The sequence below is a fragment of the Halobacillus sp. Nhm2S1 genome (genome assembly GCF_019599545.1).
In the GTDB taxonomy this organism is placed as follows: Bacteria; Bacillota; Bacilli; order Bacillales; family Halobacillaceae; genus Halobacillus.
The window spans coordinates 1,007,638-1,026,795 of sequence record NZ_JAIEZV010000001.1; the positions used below are offsets into that span (position 1 = coordinate 1,007,638).

Annotated in this window: 19 protein-coding genes; 7 read left to right on the forward strand and 12 right to left on the reverse strand. The window is 42.2% G+C overall.

Features of this window, described 5'->3' with window-relative positions; translation table 11 throughout:
* Positions 1-7: 7 nt before the first annotated feature.
* Complete coding sequence (locus K2225_RS05215) at positions 8-559, reverse strand: CotO family spore coat protein (RefSeq protein ID WP_220583782.1); 552 nt, start codon at positions 557-559, stop codon at positions 8-10.
* Positions 560-741: 182 nt separating this feature from the next.
* Here K2225_RS05215 and K2225_RS05220 point away from each other — a divergent pair, with 182 nt between their 5' ends.
* Positions 742-1,761: an EAL domain-containing protein gene (locus tag K2225_RS05220; protein ID WP_220583783.1), complete on the forward strand. Its 1,020-nt coding sequence runs from the start codon at positions 742-744 to the stop codon at positions 1,759-1,761.
* A gap of 47 nt (positions 1,762-1,808) precedes the next feature.
* Here K2225_RS05220 and fabI read toward each other — a convergent pair whose 3' ends face one another.
* From fabI to mgtE, 3 genes are all read right to left on the reverse strand, one after another.
* Entirely contained in the window at positions 1,809-2,588 is a 780-nt protein-coding gene (gene fabI / locus K2225_RS05225) for an enoyl-ACP reductase FabI (RefSeq protein WP_089653955.1), read from the reverse strand.
* A 1,013-nt stretch (positions 2,589-3,601) separates the two neighbouring features.
* Positions 3,602-5,464, reverse strand: coding sequence for a monovalent cation:proton antiporter family protein (locus K2225_RS05230; protein WP_220583784.1), 1,863 nt, complete (start codon positions 5,462-5,464; stop codon positions 3,602-3,604).
* Positions 5,465-5,479: 15 nt separating this feature from the next.
* Entirely contained in the window at positions 5,480-6,844 is a 1,365-nt protein-coding gene (mgtE, locus tag K2225_RS05235) for a magnesium transporter (RefSeq protein WP_220583785.1), read from the reverse strand.
* 264 nt (positions 6,845-7,108) lie between these two features.
* Between mgtE and prpE the strand changes: the two genes are divergently transcribed.
* Complete coding sequence (prpE, locus tag K2225_RS05240; RefSeq protein ID WP_220583786.1) at positions 7,109-7,840, forward strand: bis(5'-nucleosyl)-tetraphosphatase PrpE; 732 nt, start codon at positions 7,109-7,111, stop codon at positions 7,838-7,840.
* A 57-nt stretch (positions 7,841-7,897) separates the two neighbouring features.
* On the opposite strand, the gene K2225_RS05245 is transcribed toward prpE, so the two are convergent.
* From K2225_RS05245 to yjbM, 3 genes are read right to left on the reverse strand one after another with little or no spacing between them, the layout of a single operon-like run.
* Entirely contained in the window at positions 7,898-8,767 is an 870-nt protein-coding gene (locus K2225_RS05245; protein ID WP_370632709.1) for an RluA family pseudouridine synthase, read from the reverse strand.
* A 1-nt stretch (position 8,768) separates the two neighbouring features.
* The gene (locus K2225_RS05250) at positions 8,769-9,575 is read right to left on the reverse strand and encodes an NAD kinase (protein ID WP_115824145.1); all 807 of its coding nucleotides are present in this window, start codon (positions 9,573-9,575) and stop codon (positions 8,769-8,771) included.
* A 16-nt stretch (positions 9,576-9,591) separates the two neighbouring features.
* Positions 9,592-10,230, reverse strand: a complete 639-nt coding sequence (gene yjbM, locus K2225_RS05255; protein WP_089653949.1) for a GTP diphosphokinase — start codon at positions 10,228-10,230, stop codon at positions 9,592-9,594.
* 133 nt (positions 10,231-10,363) lie between these two features.
* Here yjbM and K2225_RS05260 point away from each other — a divergent pair, with 133 nt between their 5' ends.
* The 4 genes from K2225_RS05260 to K2225_RS05275 all read left to right on the forward strand — a co-directional run bounded on the left by K2225_RS05260 (position 10,364) and on the right by K2225_RS05275 (position 12,549).
* Complete coding sequence (locus K2225_RS05260) at positions 10,364-10,948, forward strand: CYTH domain-containing protein (protein WP_220583788.1); 585 nt, start codon at positions 10,364-10,366, stop codon at positions 10,946-10,948.
* 54 nt (positions 10,949-11,002) lie between these two features.
* The gene (locus K2225_RS05265) at positions 11,003-11,401 is read left to right on the forward strand and encodes a globin domain-containing protein (RefSeq protein ID WP_115824142.1); all 399 of its coding nucleotides are present in this window, start codon (positions 11,003-11,005) and stop codon (positions 11,399-11,401) included.
* A complete protein-coding gene (locus K2225_RS05270; protein ID WP_220583789.1) occupies positions 11,398-12,285 on the forward strand; it encodes a ClpXP adapter SpxH family protein in 888 nt (295 codons plus the stop codon). The genes K2225_RS05265 and K2225_RS05270 overlap by 4 nt, the downstream gene beginning before the upstream one ends.
* Positions 12,286-12,372: 87 nt before the next feature.
* Positions 12,373-12,549: a hypothetical protein gene (locus tag K2225_RS05275; protein WP_220583790.1), complete on the forward strand. Its 177-nt coding sequence runs from the start codon at positions 12,373-12,375 to the stop codon at positions 12,547-12,549.
* Between the two features lie 41 nt (positions 12,550-12,590).
* Here the strand turns inward: K2225_RS05275 and pepF are convergent, their stop codons facing one another.
* From pepF to mecA, 3 genes are all read right to left on the reverse strand, one after another.
* Positions 12,591-14,399, reverse strand: coding sequence for an oligoendopeptidase F (gene pepF, locus K2225_RS05280; RefSeq protein WP_220583791.1), 1,809 nt, complete (start codon positions 14,397-14,399; stop codon positions 12,591-12,593).
* Between the two features lie 65 nt (positions 14,400-14,464).
* Positions 14,465-15,619 (reverse strand): competence protein CoiA, encoded by a 1,155-nt coding sequence (locus K2225_RS05285; protein ID WP_220583792.1) that lies wholly within the window; start codon positions 15,617-15,619, stop codon positions 14,465-14,467.
* Positions 15,620-15,784: 165 nt separating this feature from the next.
* Positions 15,785-16,483 (reverse strand): adaptor protein MecA, encoded by a 699-nt coding sequence (gene mecA / locus K2225_RS05290; protein WP_220583793.1) that lies wholly within the window; start codon positions 16,481-16,483, stop codon positions 15,785-15,787.
* A gap of 295 nt (positions 16,484-16,778) precedes the next feature.
* Here mecA and K2225_RS05295 point away from each other — a divergent pair, with 295 nt between their 5' ends.
* Positions 16,779-17,444: a TerC family protein gene (locus K2225_RS05295; RefSeq protein WP_220583794.1), complete on the forward strand. Its 666-nt coding sequence runs from the start codon at positions 16,779-16,781 to the stop codon at positions 17,442-17,444.
* 86 nt (positions 17,445-17,530) lie between these two features.
* Here K2225_RS05295 and spxA read toward each other — a convergent pair whose 3' ends face one another.
* Positions 17,531-17,926 carry a transcriptional regulator SpxA gene (spxA, locus tag K2225_RS05300; protein ID WP_008638741.1) on the reverse strand — a complete coding sequence of 132 codons (396 nt, stop codon included), beginning with the start codon at positions 17,924-17,926 and terminating at the stop codon, positions 17,531-17,533.
* A gap of 286 nt (positions 17,927-18,212) precedes the next feature.
* Complete coding sequence (locus K2225_RS05305; protein ID WP_220583795.1) at positions 18,213-18,803, reverse strand: GNAT family N-acetyltransferase; 591 nt, start codon at positions 18,801-18,803, stop codon at positions 18,213-18,215.
* Between the last annotated feature and the right edge of the window lie 355 nt (positions 18,804-19,158).

Below are 19,158 nucleotides of genomic sequence, written 5' to 3' on the forward strand. Positions count from 1 at the left end.
TCATTTACTAAAAACCAAGGAGTCTAATATCTTTAATGTCTTCAAATGCTACCTCCCGCTGAAACGGACGCTGAAAAACTTTCATGTGCACGACACCATCTACATAATCCGTAATATATCCCCGGTAATTGTCTTCCTCTGTCGCTACCTCACATTTCATTTTCGGCACGTGTGGGGATAGATTGAAGAAATATAAAACTTTTTCCTCGAGTGTCATGTCATGAAATCGTTGTCTTCGATCTCGTGGAGCATCCTTTTCCACCTTCTCTTCCACACTTACAGCTGAAGGGTCTTCCTTTCTTTCATCTCCACTCGCCTCTATCTCTTCAGATTTGTTCAATTTAGCCAACTCTTGACGGTGAGGGGAATTCTGTCTGCGCATCCGTATTTCACGCTCATTTGATGGAGCTTCTGTCTGCGGCTGTTCCGACTTCTCTTCTGACTTAGAAGAACGCTGACTTCGAAAGCTTGTTTGCATGGGTACTTCTGCTGGTTTCAAGCCCTTAGGCTGGACAATATAAAGCATCGGCTGCTTAGCAAGTCGCTTTTCATCTGCCATCAAGATCTCTCCTTTTCCATTCATTCATCATTTCATGTATATGCCCAAATGGCAGACCATGTTCACTTTTGTCCTCTTTTGACAAAATCTCTTATGATTTTACAGAGATTTAACACAACCCGGTGATTTGCTTATCTTACAGTTGTTATGGTAAATGTAGACCATCAATTAGGAGTGTTTTCATGAGCCTTGCACAACAACGAGAATGCAAGTCATCAGAAGATGTACTCGCTTCATACATGAATGAAGACAAGCTTTTCATCCATTATCAACCCATCGTCGATCTACATAAAGATAATGTCATCGGTTTTGAAGCACTGACAAGATTTCCGCCAAACGCTTCATTCAAAAGCCCCGTCGAACTATTTCAGCTTGCTGCTCAGACAAATAGATTGTTTCAACTTGAAAAACATACACGGAAGCTGGCCATCGACTCAATCACCCCTTATTTACAGAAGGATCAGCAATTGTGGGTGAATTTAACGCCGAATGTCGTTCACGATGATTCGTTCACTCCAGGATTCACTCATACTGTCTTACAAAACACAAAGGTGAATCCGGCCCAGATTGTCTTTGAAATTACAGAGCACTCCGCCATTTCTGATTTCCAAAGTTTTCGGAAGCTATTGGAACATTATAGAGAGCAAGGGTTTAAAGTAGCAATCGATGACGTCGGTGCCGGGTATTCTTCCATGCAAATGATTTCTGAATTAAAACCAGACTACTTGAAAATCGATCGATCCCTGATTACTCATATCGATCAATTACGCGAAAAACAATACATGGTGGAGGCCTTACAACATATCGGAAAGAAGTTAGGAGCAGGGATTATTGCTGAAGGAGTGGAAACCGAAGGGGAGTGTCATCATTTGATTCAAATGGGAGTCTCCCTTATGCAAGGGTATTACTTTGGAAAGCCTGACTTTCCTCCTCCCCCACTGCCGCGGTTCATTTCTAAACAAGTAGAGCAGCAAAGAAACAACCAGTGGTTTCCCTTGAAAATTGATGAGCATACCACATTTTCTGAGCTGATGAGATGGATCTCTACATATGAGGGGAGCTATGATCACCGTTTCGCTATGAACGATACTCCTGTCGGAAAAGAAGCGCTTGCATTAACGGAGGTGGTTCGTTTTGCTGCTTCCCATAGTGAAAAAAAAGAAGAACTTATAGGGTCCCACCTTCGATCCTGGTTCACATGAGAAAACCCCGTTTCCACTTTATGTAGAAACGGGGTTTTGAGGTTGGGTTAATAAGCGACAATGCTAAATCCGGAATCCACGTGAATCACTTCTCCGGTCACACCGCGGGATAGATCACTCATTAGGTAATACCCGGTGTCGCCGACCTCTTCTTGAGTAACGGGACGCCCAAGAGGCGCACGTTCCTCAATCACTTTAAGAATCTGATTAAAGTCTCCTACACCTTTAGCGGAGAGTGTACGGATCGGTCCAGCAGAGATAGCATTCACCCGGATGTTATGTTTACCAAGATCGTTCGCTAAGTATTTAACGCTTGCATCAAGGCTCGCCTTCGCGACACCCATAACGTTATAATTCTTCACGACTTGTTCCCCTCCAAGATAGGTAAGGGTTACAATACTTCCGCCATCCGTCATCAACGGTTGAGCTGCACGAGCGACCGCTGTTAGTGAATAAGAGCTGATGTTGTGAGCAGTAAGGAAACCATCGCGGCTTGTGTTTAAGAACTCATCTTTCAACTCTTCACGATTCGCAAATGCGATACAGTGTGCAAGGCCATGAATCGTCCCTACATCTTTCCCTATTTGTTCGAATGTCTGAATGATCGCTTCATCGTCCGTGACGTCACATTCATAAACAAGTGACTCCTCGCCACCTTCTAGAGTATCGGCAAGGTCTTGTACCGATTTCTTGAAACGCTCTGAGGCCACTGTAAAAATTAAACGCGCTCCAGCAGAGTGAAGCGAGCGTGCAATCCCCCAGGCAATGCTTCGTTTATTCGCCACTCCCATGACGACATAGGTGCGTCCTTCTAGTGAAAAATTCATATTGAACACCCTCCTTGAGGTAGTAGGATCTGAATTAGTATTTGTTATTAGTACCTGCTCCTATTTTAAACCATAAACTTTTGAAAAACAAACCTCTCTTTATCCATTCCCTATTTCCACTCACCTAAGCCCAGTCAGTATCCAAAAATAGGATACATAATAAATATGTAATTCAATATAATGGCAGGATTGTGTAAGACTCAGTTTCGAGACTTTTATTGAGTGGATAGGAGGTACGGGGAATAGCTCGCTTTCCGCGGGGCCCCACACGAAGTGGGGTCGTTCGATGTTGGCACAGGACGTGCCGAACTTAATCGAACTTCCTCTATTCTCTTGAGCCTCCTCAGTCTGACGCCTTGCGGGGTCTCACCTAGCACTCTTTTCCTCTTTGATATCCGGTTCCGGCGCCTAGCGGCTAGTGAGACTTCCCTCGCTTCGGTACGATAAGTCAACATCGAATCACTTCGTTCTTCGTGTTTCCTTTATCTCCGCCAGCTCAGTCCAGTCCATACGCCGCTGATCGAGGCGCCTGCACACTTAAGTTAGGAGTCTCGCCATTCCCCTCCGCCCCTTTGCTATGTCAGAGTCTCGAAACCACTTCCAGAATAAACAGCTATTCCGTTTAATTGGAGTATAAGATTAAAACTTCCATGCCTAGGTACTTAAACTTTCAAAGCTTGATACAGATCGTTTTATGCTTTAAACAATCGGGATAGCGGAAGACTATCCTCCTTGGAAAGGGATTCGTTTCTAATATACATCGAATGGGGTGGCTGGGAAGCTGGGAGACTCCCGTGGGAGAAGGAGATAGGCGAGATCCCGCAGGACGCAGTCCGAGGAAGCTCGGCGCTCCCCCACAGGAAAGCGAGTAGCTTCCCAGCCACCCCTAATGCTGAACCTGGGTAACGAACCCCGAAAACATCTCGAAACTGAGTCTTCAAGAATAGGGAGTTATAGTGGAATGATAATGAAAAAAACCGCTCCTTCTCGTGATGAGAAGGAGCGGTTGAGGGTTAACACCATTCACAATATTCCAGTTCCAATTTCAGTTCTTCCACATACTCGTGAGAGCCTGTAACGATCAGGCGGTCACCCATTTTCAATTCTGTATCTCCGTGAGGCACGATGGAATCTTTGCCGCGGAAGATTCTGACCATAATGACATCTCCGGTGAATGGAAATTCACGAAGGTGGATGCCATTATAGACCGAATTGTTCATGTTGATTTGATAAAGAGCACTATCTTGTTTTGTTAAGATATCTACAACATTCGGTGCTTCGATCATCGCTTTAAGGAGCGCTTTAGAAGACAAGAACACAGAAAATACATTGATATTGAGATCTTTCATTTCCTGAGATAGGTCTGGGGACTCTACTCGGACGATGATCCGTTCTACCCCTTGCTCTTTCGCATAGCGGGCAATCTCAGCATTTCGTTCTTCATCACCCGTAGAAGCAACAATCAAGTCTACCTCGAAGACTCCGAGTTCCTTCATCTTTTCTACATCATAGCCATCTAACTCTTTGATGTCGAAACAATTACGACTGATCCGTTCATCAATTTTGTCCATTTTTGTATGGTACAGATGGGTTTCGTAGGCATGAATGTCCAGCTCTCTTACAACCGGTAAGGTCATGCGGTTAGAGCCGATAAAGGATACGACCGTCTTATGACCTTCGTCTTCAAATCGTCCATAAATCTTCTTGAAGACGATCGGAGCCACTAGACATGTCAGGACAGCCACAAGAATCAGGGCGCCTTCCATTTGATCATCGATCATTCCTTCCCGCTTCCCGATGGCAGCCGCCGCAATCACCAGAGAAAGTGTGGAAGTCAGGATGAAACCTGAGCCAAAAACAGTTTTCTTATCATACCACTTACTTAAAATTAAAGCTGGAACAATCTTCGAGACAAGCAAAGCAATAAACAGCAATGGAATCAATATAAGCACACGGGAGTCAGTAAATAGACTCCAAATATCAATTTCCACACCCACCATTACGAAGAAAATTGGAATTAAGAATCCATAACCGAAACTGTCCAGGCGCTTAACCATCTCAGGGTTGGGAGACAGCAGGGAAACGAGTGTACCCGCTAAAAATGCGCCAAGAATATTCTCTGCTCCAACCGTTTCAGATAACGCGACTAGAAGAAGGATAAGCGTGAACACAGCACGGGTATCGATCTGAATGGTCCCTTTGGCCATCGTTTCTACAAATGACTGATGACGGAACTTTTTGCCGATATAATAGAAAAGGACACCAGCTACAAAAAGCAGGAGCAATAACCATGTGTTGCCACCACTCTCCCCGTAAATAGATACGAAAACAGCAAGCAAGATCATAGTCACGAGATCGGCAATAACTGCAATAAGAAGGATGGTCTGCCCAATTGTCGTCTTCATCATCTGGGCATCCTTCAATGTCGGCACCACCACACCTAATGAAATGGTGGAAATGATCAGCGTCATTAAGAAGGCATTGTCAATAAAACCTGCTAACACGAATAAGTAAGAAAGGGCCAGAGATATGACGAAAATACCAATGAAGACAGTGGTCGCCACCCATACCGGATTCGGAGCACCTGTTCCCTGGTTTTCCGGCTTAGCTTTCTTCTTTCTACTTGCAAATATAGAGAAATCAATTTCTAATCCACTGAGAAACATCAAGAAAATGAACCCTAGTGTAGACAGGATCTCCAACCAGCTTCCTTGCTCTACAATATCAAATCCACTTTGACCGATGATTAATCCTACGATGATTTCTGCTACTACAACCGGAATGATATTCAATTTAAAGCGGTGTAGTAAGATGGGAGTTATGAATGCTGCGATAATTACAATAACTAGAGAAGTTACTGATGCACCATGTTCCATACTCGCCCTCCTTCCTTAAATCAATAAATTCATGAAAGCTGTCGCAAGTCCAAAATAAATCAGAATGGAAATCAGGTCATTCACCGTTGTAATGAATGGTCCTGAAGCAACAGCAGGGTCGATCTTTAAACGATGCATAAGAAGGGGAACGAGAGAACCAGCCAATGTTGCTACAACCAAGGTCATAAAGATGGACAATCCGACTAGAACGCCTAAAAAGAAGTTTTCATGCCATATATATACAATGAGTGTGATTAGTACACCACAGGAAAGCCCAGTAATAATACCAGTGCCCGCTTCTCTCATCATCATTTTCCATTTCCCTTGCTTTTCAATTTCCCCGGTCGCGATACCGCGGACAGCAACGGCTAGTGCCTGCGTTCCTGTATTTCCCGCCATTCCGGCAATCAGCGGAATAAAAATAGCGAGTATTGCTACTTGATCCAAGGTGTCCTCAAAACGCCCTATAAGACTTGCTGTCAAACTGCCCAAAAAGAGGAGAATGACAAGCCAGGGCAAACGCTTTTTGGCTGATGCAAAAGCATTATCGTCAGGACTGTCGACGTCAGAAACGGCTGCAAGTTTAGAATAATCATCACTAGCTTCTTCTTCCATGACGTCCATAATGTCATCGACGGTGATGATTCCAAGAAGATGGTCCTGGAAATCAACGACCGGTAAGGCAAGAAAGTCGTAGTCGCGCACCATGCGTGCCACTTCTTCCTGGTCTTCACCGACTGAGACCGATACCACTCGTTCATTCATGACGTCGGATATCAGCCATTCTTCTTCAGATATAATCAAATCCCTCAACGAAATAACACCGACGAGCCGCTTATCTTCATTAATGACATAGGTGTAATAAATCGTCTCGGCGTCGGGGGCTTCTGTTCTCAGATGAACCATCGCTTCCTTGATCGTCATACCGGCCTTCACGACAACGAACTCTGTTGTCATGATAGAACCAGCGGTTTTCTCTTCATAATGAAGCAGGTCTTTGATTTCGTCAGCTGCATCATCATCCATGATCGTCAAGAAACTCGCCACTTTATCTTTATCTAATTCGTTCAAAATATCAACGGCATCATCCGTGGACATTTCAGCGAAGACTTGCGCAGCAAAAGCCGGAGCCATTTCAGTAAAGAAAGGTTCAATTTCATCATAATCGATGTGTTCCATGACATCTGCGACCTCTTCTGGAGAGAGGTAGGTGTAAATCTGCATCCGTATCTCTTCATCTAAATCCTCAAAGATCCGGGCCTGGTCATATGGATGCAATTCAAGGAATTCCGCACGAAACTGGTCAATATGATCATTGAACAAGGCATCTTTAATATTCGTCCAAACTTCTTGGCGCTCCTGGTCATCTAAGTGTTCCATAAGCAACCCTCCCCAGTGTCTATTTCGTTTTTGACCGTTTAATCTTAATGGCGATACACGTGTTTGTCAACGAAAGTCACTCAATTTTCAAAAGCCAAATTCATCACATAAATGTAGTTTAACAGAAGAAATCGATGTTAGGGAATAAACTCCCCGTATGTTTAGTATTTCGAAGCCTTGGGAAAAATATCTTCCATATATAGGACAGCTCCAAATCCCTTAAAAGAACAAGACAATACTTGAATGAAAAAAAGGAGAATGACCATGAACTACGACATCATCGGGGACGTTCACGGCTGCTTTGACGAATTGAAGCAATTATTCGAAGAACTGGGCTATGATTGGAGCGACGGCCTGCCGCAACACCCAGACGGAAGAACTCCCGTTTTTGTAGGGGATATTACGGACCGTGGACCGTCATCCATTGAATGCATAACCTTCGTATATCGTTTAGTGACAGAGAAGGGAGCTCATTATGTCCCGGGAAATCATTGCAACAAACTGTATCGCTTTTTTCTAGGAAATCCCGTCCAAGAAAAGCATGGTTTGGAAACGACCGCTGCGGAATACCGTTCCCTGTCTAAAGAAGAACAGAAGGACGTAAAACAACAATTCAAACATTTGTATGAGCTATCCCCTCTGCACTTGATTTTGAAAGATGTAGATGCTGTTGTTGCTCATGCAGGCATCCGTGAAGAAGATATCGGTCACAAAAGTAAAAGTATTGAAACGTTCGTTCTCTACGGTGACATTACTGGTGAAAAGCTTCCGGATGGTCGCCCTGTCAGACGAGACTGGGCTCAACATTACACAGGAAATCGATGGATCGTTTATGGACATACCCCAGTTCGGGAACCACGTTTTGTTAACAAAACCGTCAACATTGATACAGGGTGTGTTTTCGGAGGCAGGCTGACCGCTTTCCGCCTGCCTGAAGAAGAAATCGTCAGTGTACCATCGAGTATGCCTTTTGTAGAAGAAAAGTTCAGATATTAAAAAGCAGGAGCACTCCAGTGCTCCTGCTTTTTTGTAGTTCAATCGAACACATGCTGCTTAAAGAAAATCTTCCCAAAGTTTTGGTGGTTCTGATGTAAAGGTCATTTTTTTCTTCGTCCAAGGATGGATGAAATGAAGCTGTTCACAATGCAAGGCTTGACCATCCATCCCTGCCACTGTGTTTCCTCCATATAACTTGTCTCCAGCTAATGGATACCCTTTATGTGCCATATGGACACGAATTTGGTGCGTCCGACCGGTAAGAAGTTTAAACCGAACCTGGGAGTAACCTTCCCCCTGTTTAATCAGATGGAACTGAGTCTTTGAAGGCTTCCCCTCTGGTGATACCATTCTTCGGATGATGGAGTCTTCTGCACGGCCAATTGGCTCATCAATGAGACCTTCCTTTTCTTGAAATCCCCCTTCAACAATCGCTATGTATTGTCGTGAAATCAAGTCCAATCTCTTAGTGAGAAGGCTGTGGCTGTAGGCGTGTTTAGCAATTAACATCAATCCAGAAGTATCTCTGTCAAGCCTTGTGACAATATGGGCCGTACAAGGATACCCTCTTTTTTCATATTCAAAAAGCAAGTAACTTGCGATCGAAGGCTCTTTTTGGTCAAAAGGTGGAACTACTGGGATGCCTGACGGCTTGTCGAGGACCATGATGTCATCATCCTCAAATACGACCGGTAAAGCCCCCTGCTGAGGAAAGATCGAACCTTTTTCTTCTTTAGGAAAAACGATGACCAATGAGTCTCCTGTCTCTAGCGGACGCCACATTTCCTCCTGAAACCCATTCACAAATATCGCACCGTCCATACGAACCTTCTTGATCAATTGCCGGGAAAACTCACCCGCTTGTAACAAAAACTCACGAATGGAATAGCCTGCGTAAGCTTCTGTTACCTGCCATCTCTTTGTCACATCAGTCTGAGTAGTCATCAGCTACAAATGAGTCGTGGACACGCTTCCAGAATGGGAATGGACGGAACCGGGCAAATCGCACTTTTTCTTCGGCCACTCGGCATTGAATGGATTTAACATCTTTATACGTCCGCGTGATGTGATCGATTGTAAAAAGAAAACTACGGTCATGCTTTGGTTTGAACATGCACGTATGATGACTAGGTAAAATCAATGGAGACCCAATCGTACGAAACACCCGGTTATTAATCGAAGCCATTTCAGCAATTTGGAAGGCTTCCAGGGAAGGGTGCAAAATGGCTCCACCTAATGCTTTATTATAGGCGGTACTTCCGGAAGGTGTAGATACGCAAAGGCCATCCCCACGGAACGTCTCAAAGTGATCGCCTTTAATTTCAATGTCCATCACCACCGAGCCTTCTGAAGTCTTAATCGTACACTCATTCAACGCAAGATAACGGTCTTCTTCTCCACCGCTTTTCGGTCGGATGGTCACTTCAAGGAGCGGGTACTCGACCACCTGGAAAGGGGTCTTTGCAATCTCAATGATCAGTTTTTCTAATTCTTCCGGCATCCAATCCGCATAAAAACCAAGGTGACCGGTATGTATCCCTATAAAAGCTGTCTTATCCAAACGATGAACATACGTATGGAAAGCTTCAAGTAATGTACCATCTCCACCAACAGAAATAGCAAGATCAGGTTCATCTTCATCGTACTCCAGCTTAAACTCCGTCAAGTAGTTCTTAATTTTAGAACGGATTTCGTTCGATTTTTGATCACCTTTAGAAAGGATCGAGAACTTCATCGGTCCACCCACTCCTTTAAGTTTTTCTAGGGTTCTTTTTTTGTTCTTCTTTTCTTAAGAAAGCTCGCTGAGCTTCTTGTATCTCACTTTTTATTTTTGACATCTCTTCATCGAGCTGAAAGGCAGCCTCACCTGCACGTTTAAGCCGTGATTTGATTTCTGATGGTATTTTCCCCGAATATTTATAATTTAATGAGTGCTCATTGGTTGCCCAGAAGTTCATCGCAAGGGTACGGATCTGTATTTCTGCCAATACTTTTTTCTCTCCATGAATGGTTTCCACCGGATAACGAATAATGACATGGAAAGATCTATACCCACTATCCTTTTTCCTTGAAACGTAATCTTTCTCTTCTACGATTTCAAAATCATGGCGGTTCCTAAGCATCGTGACAACCGCATAAATGTCATCAACGAATTGGCAGACCACTCTCACTCCAGCTATATCCTGCAGTTCTTCTTCGATGTTTTCAGGATTAATGGCTTTTCGTCTCGCCTTTTCTATAATACTTGATTTCGGCTTGACGCGTCCGGTTACAAATTCAATAGGGGATTGTTCCTCCTCATATTCAAACTGCCGACGCATGCCCTTTAATTTAATTTTTAACTCTTCCACCACTTGAGCATAAGGTGCTATAAATATATCCCAATTCATCAAGCAACCACCTTTATGTATCCAATCTTCATAGTAAATATGTGCGTTTTGTTCACCATTCATTGTATCATAAAGTTAGCCTGCAGAATAAGCAGAGCGCCTGACATTATACTACGATCAGGAGGTCTTAACCATGGCACAGGAAATTGAAATCGAATTTAAAAACTTATTAACAGAAGAAGAATATGAAAAGGTTTATCAATTTTTACCATTCAAATCAGTTGAACTCATGGAACAAACCAATTATTATTTTGAAACAGAAGATCTAAATCTAAAGCAGCAAGGAGCTGCTTTGAGAATTCGCCAGAAAAATGGTCAATGGACATTGACGTTAAAACAGCCACATGCGGAAGGTCTGCTTGAAACTCATGATTCACTGACAGAAGAAGAAGCAAATCTATGGATTCAAGACAAAATGACAGAAAAGCCCCATGTATCCAAACAACTGGATGGTCTAGGGATTTCTTTTGAGGATCTTCACTACCTCGGTTCCCTAACAACAAGAAGAAAAGAACTCGAGTACAAAGGGGCGATCATCGTTCTTGATCACAGCCTTTATTACGACAAGGAAGATTATGAGCTGGAAGTAGAAGCCAGTTCAAAAGAGAACGGAAAAAAAGTGATTGATGAAATCCTGCATGCATGCAATATTCCGGCCCGTGAAACAGATAATAAAATCAAACGTTTCTACGACAGAAAGCAACTGCAATCAGAATAGTTGCTGTTTTCCAGCCCTCATTGCTAAAATGATGAACAGACAGGAAGGGATGCTATGCAACAACGAGAAACGTTTTTTGAGGAAATTGGCAAAGAAAAAATCGACGAGCTTGTTGAAGCTTTTTATAAACGTGTAAGTGAGCACCCGGATTTAATTCCCATTTTTCCGGACGACCTTACAGAAACCATACGAAAACAGAAGCAATTTTTAACCCAGTTTTTTGGTGGGCCTCCACTCTATGTTGAGGAACACGGCCACCCCATGTTACGGGCACGACACCTGCCTTTTAAAATTACGCCTACACGAAGAGACGCCTGGTTATCCTGTATGTCCGGCGCCATGAATGAGGTAGATATTCAAGAACCTCATCGTTCTTTTATGTTTGAAAGGCTTACGATGACTGCGAACCATATGATGAATTCACCAGAAGATGAGAAAGGAGAATCGATGTGAGTTGGAAAAGTTTAAACAGTGACCGTGATACAACAGGTACAGCAAGCGGTTTTTTCGATTTACTGAAACGACCGATTGAGATCTATGTATTCATTGATCCCCTATGCCCTGAATGCTGGTCACTGGAACCCTTCCTCAAAAAGCTCACGATCGAATACGGACGCTTCTTTACTCTCCGGCCGATCATCAGCGGGAAGCTATCTTCTTTACATCAGAATAAATTTAAAAAGCCTGAAAACTTAAAAGAGGCGTGGGACAAGACCGGTTCTCGGACAGGAATGTGCTGTGATGGGGATGTATGGCTTGAAAACCCTGTATCCTCCCCGTTTGCCACGGCTCTTGCTGTAAAAGCGGCTGAATTACAAGGAAAAAAAGCTGGAATGCGCTTCCTACGAAAAGTCCAAGAATATGTTTTCCTGGAAAAACAAAACATTTCAGACGAATCGGTGTTGATCGAATGTGCTGAAAAGTCCCGCCTTGATGTCTCTGAATTCAAAAAAGACCTCCAAGGAGATGCTGCAAGAAGAGCTTTGCAGTGTGACTTGAAGTTAGCTCATGAGATGGATGTAGATTCCACTCCTACCATTGTCGTCTTTAACGAATCAGAAGAAGATGCCGGGCTAAAAATCACAGGATTATACACGTACGACGTTTATGTGAAAGTGTTGAAAGAAATGCTGCAAAAAGATCCAAAGCCAGGAATAAAACCTGCTTTGGAGGATTTCTTGCAACACTATCGCTTCGTTGCTAACAAAGAGATTGCAGTCGTATATGATTGGACAGAACAAGAAGCCAAACGGGAAATGAAGAAACTTGTACTCAAGCAAAAAGTGCGTGAAATCCCCGTTAAGCATGGAGCTTTTTGGCAATATATCGAAAGTTAAAACTCCCGGAAACGGGAGTTTTTCTATTATAACAAGTCATGGTCATCCAATCCTCTCCATAAAATAAATCATGGAGGTGGGGTAGACATGAAAATTTGGGTAATCCTTCTCTTTATCATCAGCACTTTTTTTCTTGCTGCTTTCCATTTGTTCGCACTCATGAATTTATATCCGATTTACATCAGTTCCCCTTTATTGTTCCTTGCTATTTACCTCATTGTATCCATACCAAGCCACAAGAAAACTTTTCGCGGCTTTAAATAAAGAAACCCACAGTACCATATGGTTCTGTGGGTTTCTCTGTATCATTTTTTTAGAAGCTGTTCCATTTCATTTAATTTTTCTTCAAAGACATCCAACGCTGATAAAATTGGATCTTTGGATGTCATATCGACTCCCGCCTGCTTAAGGACCTCAATCGGATAGTCACTGCTGCCAGCCTTCAAGAAGTTCTTGTAACGTTCAACGGCCGGCTCGCCTTCTTCAAGGATCTGCCCTGCCAATGCCTGAGCTGCTGCATAGCCTGTAGAGTACTGGTACACGTAATATCCCATGTAGAAATGCGGAATACGCGCCCATTCAAGACCGATTTTCTCATCAATAACAATGTTATCACCGAAGTATTTCTTATTAAGTTCATAATAAATTTCTGTCAGTTTTTCGGCCGTCAGAGCTTCCCCGTTCTGGGCTTGCATGTGAATCTCATGTTCAAATTCCGCAAACATTGTCTGACGGAAAACCGTCCCGCGAAAGCCTTCCAAGAAGTTATTCAACAAATAGAGCTTCTCTTTTTCACTGTTGGTTTTTTTAATCATATAGTCATTGAGAAGCGCTTCATTACATGTAGACGCTACCTCCGCGACAAAAATAGAATAATTCCCATAACGATATGGCTGATTTTTATGTGTGTAATAGCTATGAAGGGAGTGACCGAGTTCATGAGCTAAGGTGAATAAATTGTTCACATTATCCTGCCAGTTCATAAGAATATATGGGTTTGTTCCATAGTGTCCAGAAGAATAAGCTCCACTTCTTTTCCCTTTATTTTCCTCCACGTCAATCCAGCGGTTTTCAAATCCCTGTTTGACGATATTAACGTATTCTTCCCCCAAAGGCTCCAGCCCTTTAATGACAAGCTCCTGAGCTTCTTCGTACGAAACCTCCATCTCTGCATCTTTTACAAGTGGAGTGTACAAGTCGTACATATGAACTTCATCAAGATCGAGGACTTCTTTTCGGAGCTCTGCATAGCGATGCAAGAGAGGAAGTCTCTCGTTTACGGCTTCCAACAAATTATCATAAACCGACTCCGGAATATTATTGTTGTCCAATTTGGCTTGTCGTGCTCTGTCATACTTTCTCACAGACGCATTAAAATTATTTTTCTTCACATGTCCCCCAAGGGTTGAAGCAAATGTGTTCTTGAATGATCCAAACGTATCGTACATGGCATTAAAAGCAGATTTCCTCACTTCACGATCATCTGACTTCAGAAAATTGATGTAGCGTCCGTGTGTTAGATCGACCTCTTCTCCTTTTTCATTCTTTATGGTTGGAAAAGTAAGATCCGCATTATTTAAAGCCCCGAAGGTTTGCGAAGGGTTGGCACCGATCTCAGAGAAGCCAGCCAATAACTTCTCCTCTTTTTCACTTAATACATGAGCTCGTTGACGTGTGATTTCATCGAGTGTATGTTCATACTGCCCCAAAGGCTCATAAGATTCAATAAAGCTTTTCACTTTCCCCTCAGGAAGAGCGAGAATCTCTGGAACGATAAAACTCATAGCCGACGCGATTTTTGTGTATAAATTCTCGGCCTTCGCATTCATCTCCTGATAATGAGCATTTGTCGTATCCTGGTCATTTCTCATATGTGCATAGGTGTACAACAGACCGATTTTATGGGAAATTTTATCTTGAAAGGAAAGAAGCTCATACAACTGTTCCGCTGATTCTCCAAGTTTACCCTGGTACTTTTCTAATTCAGGAAGCAGCTCCTTCGCTTCTTCTAATTCTTTATACCATTCTTCATCTGTTGCAAACATGGCTTCAAGGTCCCATGTTTTCTCAACAGGTATTTCTTCTCTTTTGGGTAGCTCTTTCGCAGACGACATCCAACATCCTCCTTCAAATTAATTCGTCACCCTAAAAATTTCTCGATTGAGGTGCAAATCCCTTCCTAAATCTTAATTCTTTGTAAATTTTTCAACTGTTCTAACGTCCTACGGTCATCTTCCAGTGCATCCTCGATCCGCTTATGGAAGGGGACCTGTTTGCTCTTGATATAATTATTCTTCCCTGTTTTTTCTATGATATTTAATTGAGTAAGTAAGTCCAAATATTGTTGGCTTAAATGAGGAGCATAACCGTTGGGTGTTGAACAACCGATACTCAGGGTGGGAAATTCCACGAAAGATCCTATAGGAAGGTGAAAGAAATGATCGAGAAAAAGACGGGTTTGCCATACATATGGCCTCATGCCAGTTTGCACCTGGCCGGGGACAGGCAAATAACAAATGCTGGGGATTAACGAAAAATGATAGCCCCTTAGGTAAAGATACTGACGATACTGGCGTTCTTCAGAGCTTACTTGACTTTGATAAACCGTACGATTCTTATACCACAACCTCTCCACTTCTCTTAAGAAAGGCTCATCACCGTGATCATATGATCCTGGGGTAAATAACTGAGGAAAACGAAGGTTAGTTATAGATGAGGAGAAAGTCTTTGCGAAGACCCGGCGGCCACCTGCGGATTTCACATTGGAAAGCACAGAGATCTGACCTTTTGAAGCATGAAAAAAATATAAGTAATAATCATCATTTAAGTAATAAAAGAAAGAACGGGTAAAATCACTGAGAGATAGATGATAGGAGTTAGAGGAATGAAGATGTTTTGTACCAAGAATCCAAAGAGGGAAAATTCCTGCATCCCGGTAGGAGAGAGTTCGTTTATTGATTTCTTGATTTGTGACAGTAGCACACTGATACTCAATTGCTATTTTCTTTCCATTTACCATTAAGTATATGTCCGGCCTTTGCCTAATCTCTTGCAAGTATTGCTCCAGGTGCACTTCATATCCTTGATTTTTCAACCATGTAAACAACCGCCATTTTCCCCGATCATGTTCGACAGTTTCCCCTCCCTTTATAACAGTACAATTACTCTTGGGAAAATGCGAGAAGTGAGGGACCGTACGTCTCCCCGATCGAATTTGCAACAACTCATGACAAACTGGACATACATAAGGAGCCTTCCTGGCTAAATCTATTTCCGCTTGAGTCAGCTGATACAATGATTGTAATTCTCCATCTGTATTTAAAGCATACAACACCGCTTAATCACCTCCTATTCCTTTTATTCGACAAAAGTCACCAATAATCCTGCTACCGCCCCCCTATCACTACCGTATTCTGGTAGTTTCAAGCCTGCAAATTGAATTTCAATGGTTGTTTTTGAAGACAAAAAAATAAGCACACGTAGTTGTGTGCTCGTCGAATTAATCGACAGGAAAATATTCTTTTACTGAATCCAATGCCTGCTCGTTGAATATCGTTTTTCCATACTCCTCCAACCTGTGAATCGTAAGGGATGACTCGTGGCCATATTCCATAAGCTGACTCAGCACATTTTCTTGGTCATCATCACTCATATTTTCATCATTGAATTGAATATATAAATAGTAACGATCTTCAAAATGGAATAAGCGCTGCTCCATGGATTTAACTGGTAACACGTAGTGGCTCAGTTGAATCACATCTTCAAAATCATTGAACTTGAGTGTGAATGTCAGAGGTTCGTCTGACTCCTCCTGATCCTCTTCGTACTCATTCCTTTGATCATAGTCTTCGGAAGAATGGAATTTATCGTCAAGCAGTGATTCCAGCTTTTCATCCACTGGAACATCAATTGCCTTACCGTCCTCATTCGGAAGTTCGAGCTTTTGGCCATCCTGGGATACTTGGGCCTTAGTCACAATCACTTCTAGTCCTTTGTCCATTGCCTGAACCTGGATCCACAATGGCCCGTCAGCCTGGAAGTTTTCCTGATCGTTCACTTCATCCATCATTTCCCAAAAGAGCTGTTCACTGCGTTCTCGGTTGTACCAGATTTCTTCTCTGTCAAAACCTCTTTGTTCTACATCCTGATATGTTACGTAAAATTTAACGGTATTTTCATTAATGCGTTCGATTTCCATACGTTTCTCTCCCTTCTTGTCATGTTTTAAGGGGGAAGGGAACACTCACCCTTGCGTCGCTTATAAAACCTTACCCGTTAGGCCAAAGCTTCAACCGTCATGATGTGTAGAGATAAGGGTTGATGTACTTCTATTGTATGACAGCAAAGGCTGTTTGGAAAACAAAATGCTCGATTTCAGCATATAACCATTTGTGTCATGAATAAACATGGAAATAGGCCCTCATTCGGTTGATTGACTTTATATTTTAGCTTATTCCCTTAGGTTTGTCACTACATAGCAGGAGGATTTTTCAATGAACTGGGACTTGCTTGAACCACTACTTATCATTATCAGTATTGACATCATTCTTGGCGGTGATAATGCCGTAGTCATAGCACTGGCCAGCCGCAATTTACCCCCTGAGCAAAGAAACAAAGCAATTCTTCTTGGGACAGGCTTAGCCATCGCTGCCAGAGTCCTTTTGACTATGGTTGCTCTTTATCTTCTCCAAATCCCTTACCTTCAATTAATCGGTGGATTGCTTCTCTTTTATATTGCCATGAAACTGCTAACTGATACAGAAGAGAACGATCACATCAAAGCAGGTGACAGCCTGGCTGCTGCTGTAAAAACCATTGTCTTTGCAGATATCGTGATGGGTTTTGATAATGTACTGGCTATAGCGGGAGCTTCTCACAACAACATCATTTTAGTCATCATTGGTCTACTCGTGTCTGTTCCGATCATTGTTTGGGGAAGCCGAATCATTCTCGTGCTCATGGACAAGTTTCCACTCCTTATTTATTTCGGAGCTGGAATACTGAGCTACACAGCTGCCGAAATGATCATGGAAGACCGCTATATTCTGCAGTATATGGAGGCTTACCCATTCATCCATCAGTGGTTTGCAGTGGCTATGGTTATTACAGTCGTTACTCTAGGTTATTTTTCAAACAAACGAAAAGGCACGGCAGTCTAACAAAAAAACACCCATTTTCTAAGGAAAGACAGAGGAAATAAAAAAAGCTGTGAGGGTAAAAATCACCTTCACAGCTTTTTCATTTATTAATTGACTAAGCGTTGTGCTTCTTTCAATTGGAATGTGCGTACACTTCGAGGTAAGAAACGTCGAATTTCATCTTCGTTATAACCTACCTGTAGTCGTTTGTCATCCAAAATGATTGGGCGACGTAACAAACCAGGGTTCTCCTGAATCAAGTCAAAGAGATCTTGCATTGGCAACTGATCGAAATCCACCTTCAACTTTTGGAATACTTTTGAGCGTGTAGAGATGATTTCTTCCGTCCCATCCTCCGTCATACGAAGAATTTCCTTGATCTCATCCAACGTTAGCGGCTCAGAAAAGATGTTTCGTTCTGTGTAAGGAATATCGTGCTCTTCCAGCCATGCTTTAGCTTTTCGACATGATGTACAACTTGGTGAGGTATAAAGTGTAACCATACAGAAACTTCACTCCTCAATATTTTATGGTAGAACTTTAATTGCTTATTTTTATTTGTAATCAATATAATCTAACCATGATTCTACTATAACACACCTGTCAAGTTTTATCTATAAAAACACGAACATATGTTACAGAAAGCAATTATAAATCGTTTCCATGTACTTATACCACGTAATATGTAGGGTTAAACATCTTTTTTATAGAAAAGGTAAAACTTTTCTATTTTCAACTAAGAGCCTTCCATTGAAAATACCCACCTTAACTAACGGTGGGTATAGATGATCAGTTTTTTGTTTTATCCAGTTCTTTTAAGATGTTTTCCGTATCACGATCTTCATCATGAGTCAGAACTTCTTCAACTGGCTGATAAGATTTCCCATAAAATTCTTTATCCTTATAGGTATGAATTTCAGTGTACATCTCTTTCATTTGCTCATAAATCTGTTCTTCTGATGCATCTTCTGGAGACCAGTAAAGAATTTCCATCTGATTGAGTTCATCTGTTACAACCGAACGTCTCGTGTACCCGATGGATTTCGCATGTTTAAATCCTTCACGCTGATAGAAGCGGAGCCTTGCTTCGGTATCCGAGTCCTCATAATCGACAGGTTCAACTTCAAGGATGATCGGTTTCCCTTTCGCCTTCATTTTTTCAATGAGTTTATGACCAAGTCCTTGACCACGTGAAGCAGTGGAAACGTATACATAGTCGATGAAAAGAAAAGATTCAAATTCCGCGTACATAAGCACGTGGTTTTCTCCTTCATCTTTGTAGTACACATCACTTTTCTCTTTCAATAATGCTTCCATGTGTTCTTTCGATTTCATTTCCTCTACTGGGAAATACTCGTTCAACTTCTCATACCAATTCATTGATCTACTCCCTTATCATTAGTCATCTTTTATTATACCGAATAATCATTCAGTTGTTAAATACTATTCTATACACTTTCTTTTGCATTTGTAGTGTCAACTGTGTATAGAATGTGAAGGATACCTTTATGCTATGCTCTATATATCCATTTCCTAAAATGAACATGAAAAAACATCCTTCTCTCACCTTCTATACTTCAGGTAAGCTCCCGTTTGTGGAAGATTTAGTTTCGAGATTTTTGTAGAGTGGATGGGTGCGGAGGGGAATAGCTCGCTTTCCACAGGAGTCTCGCCATTCCCCTCCGCACCTTTGCCATATTAGTGTCTCGAAACTACTCTCGCAAATAACAGAGCT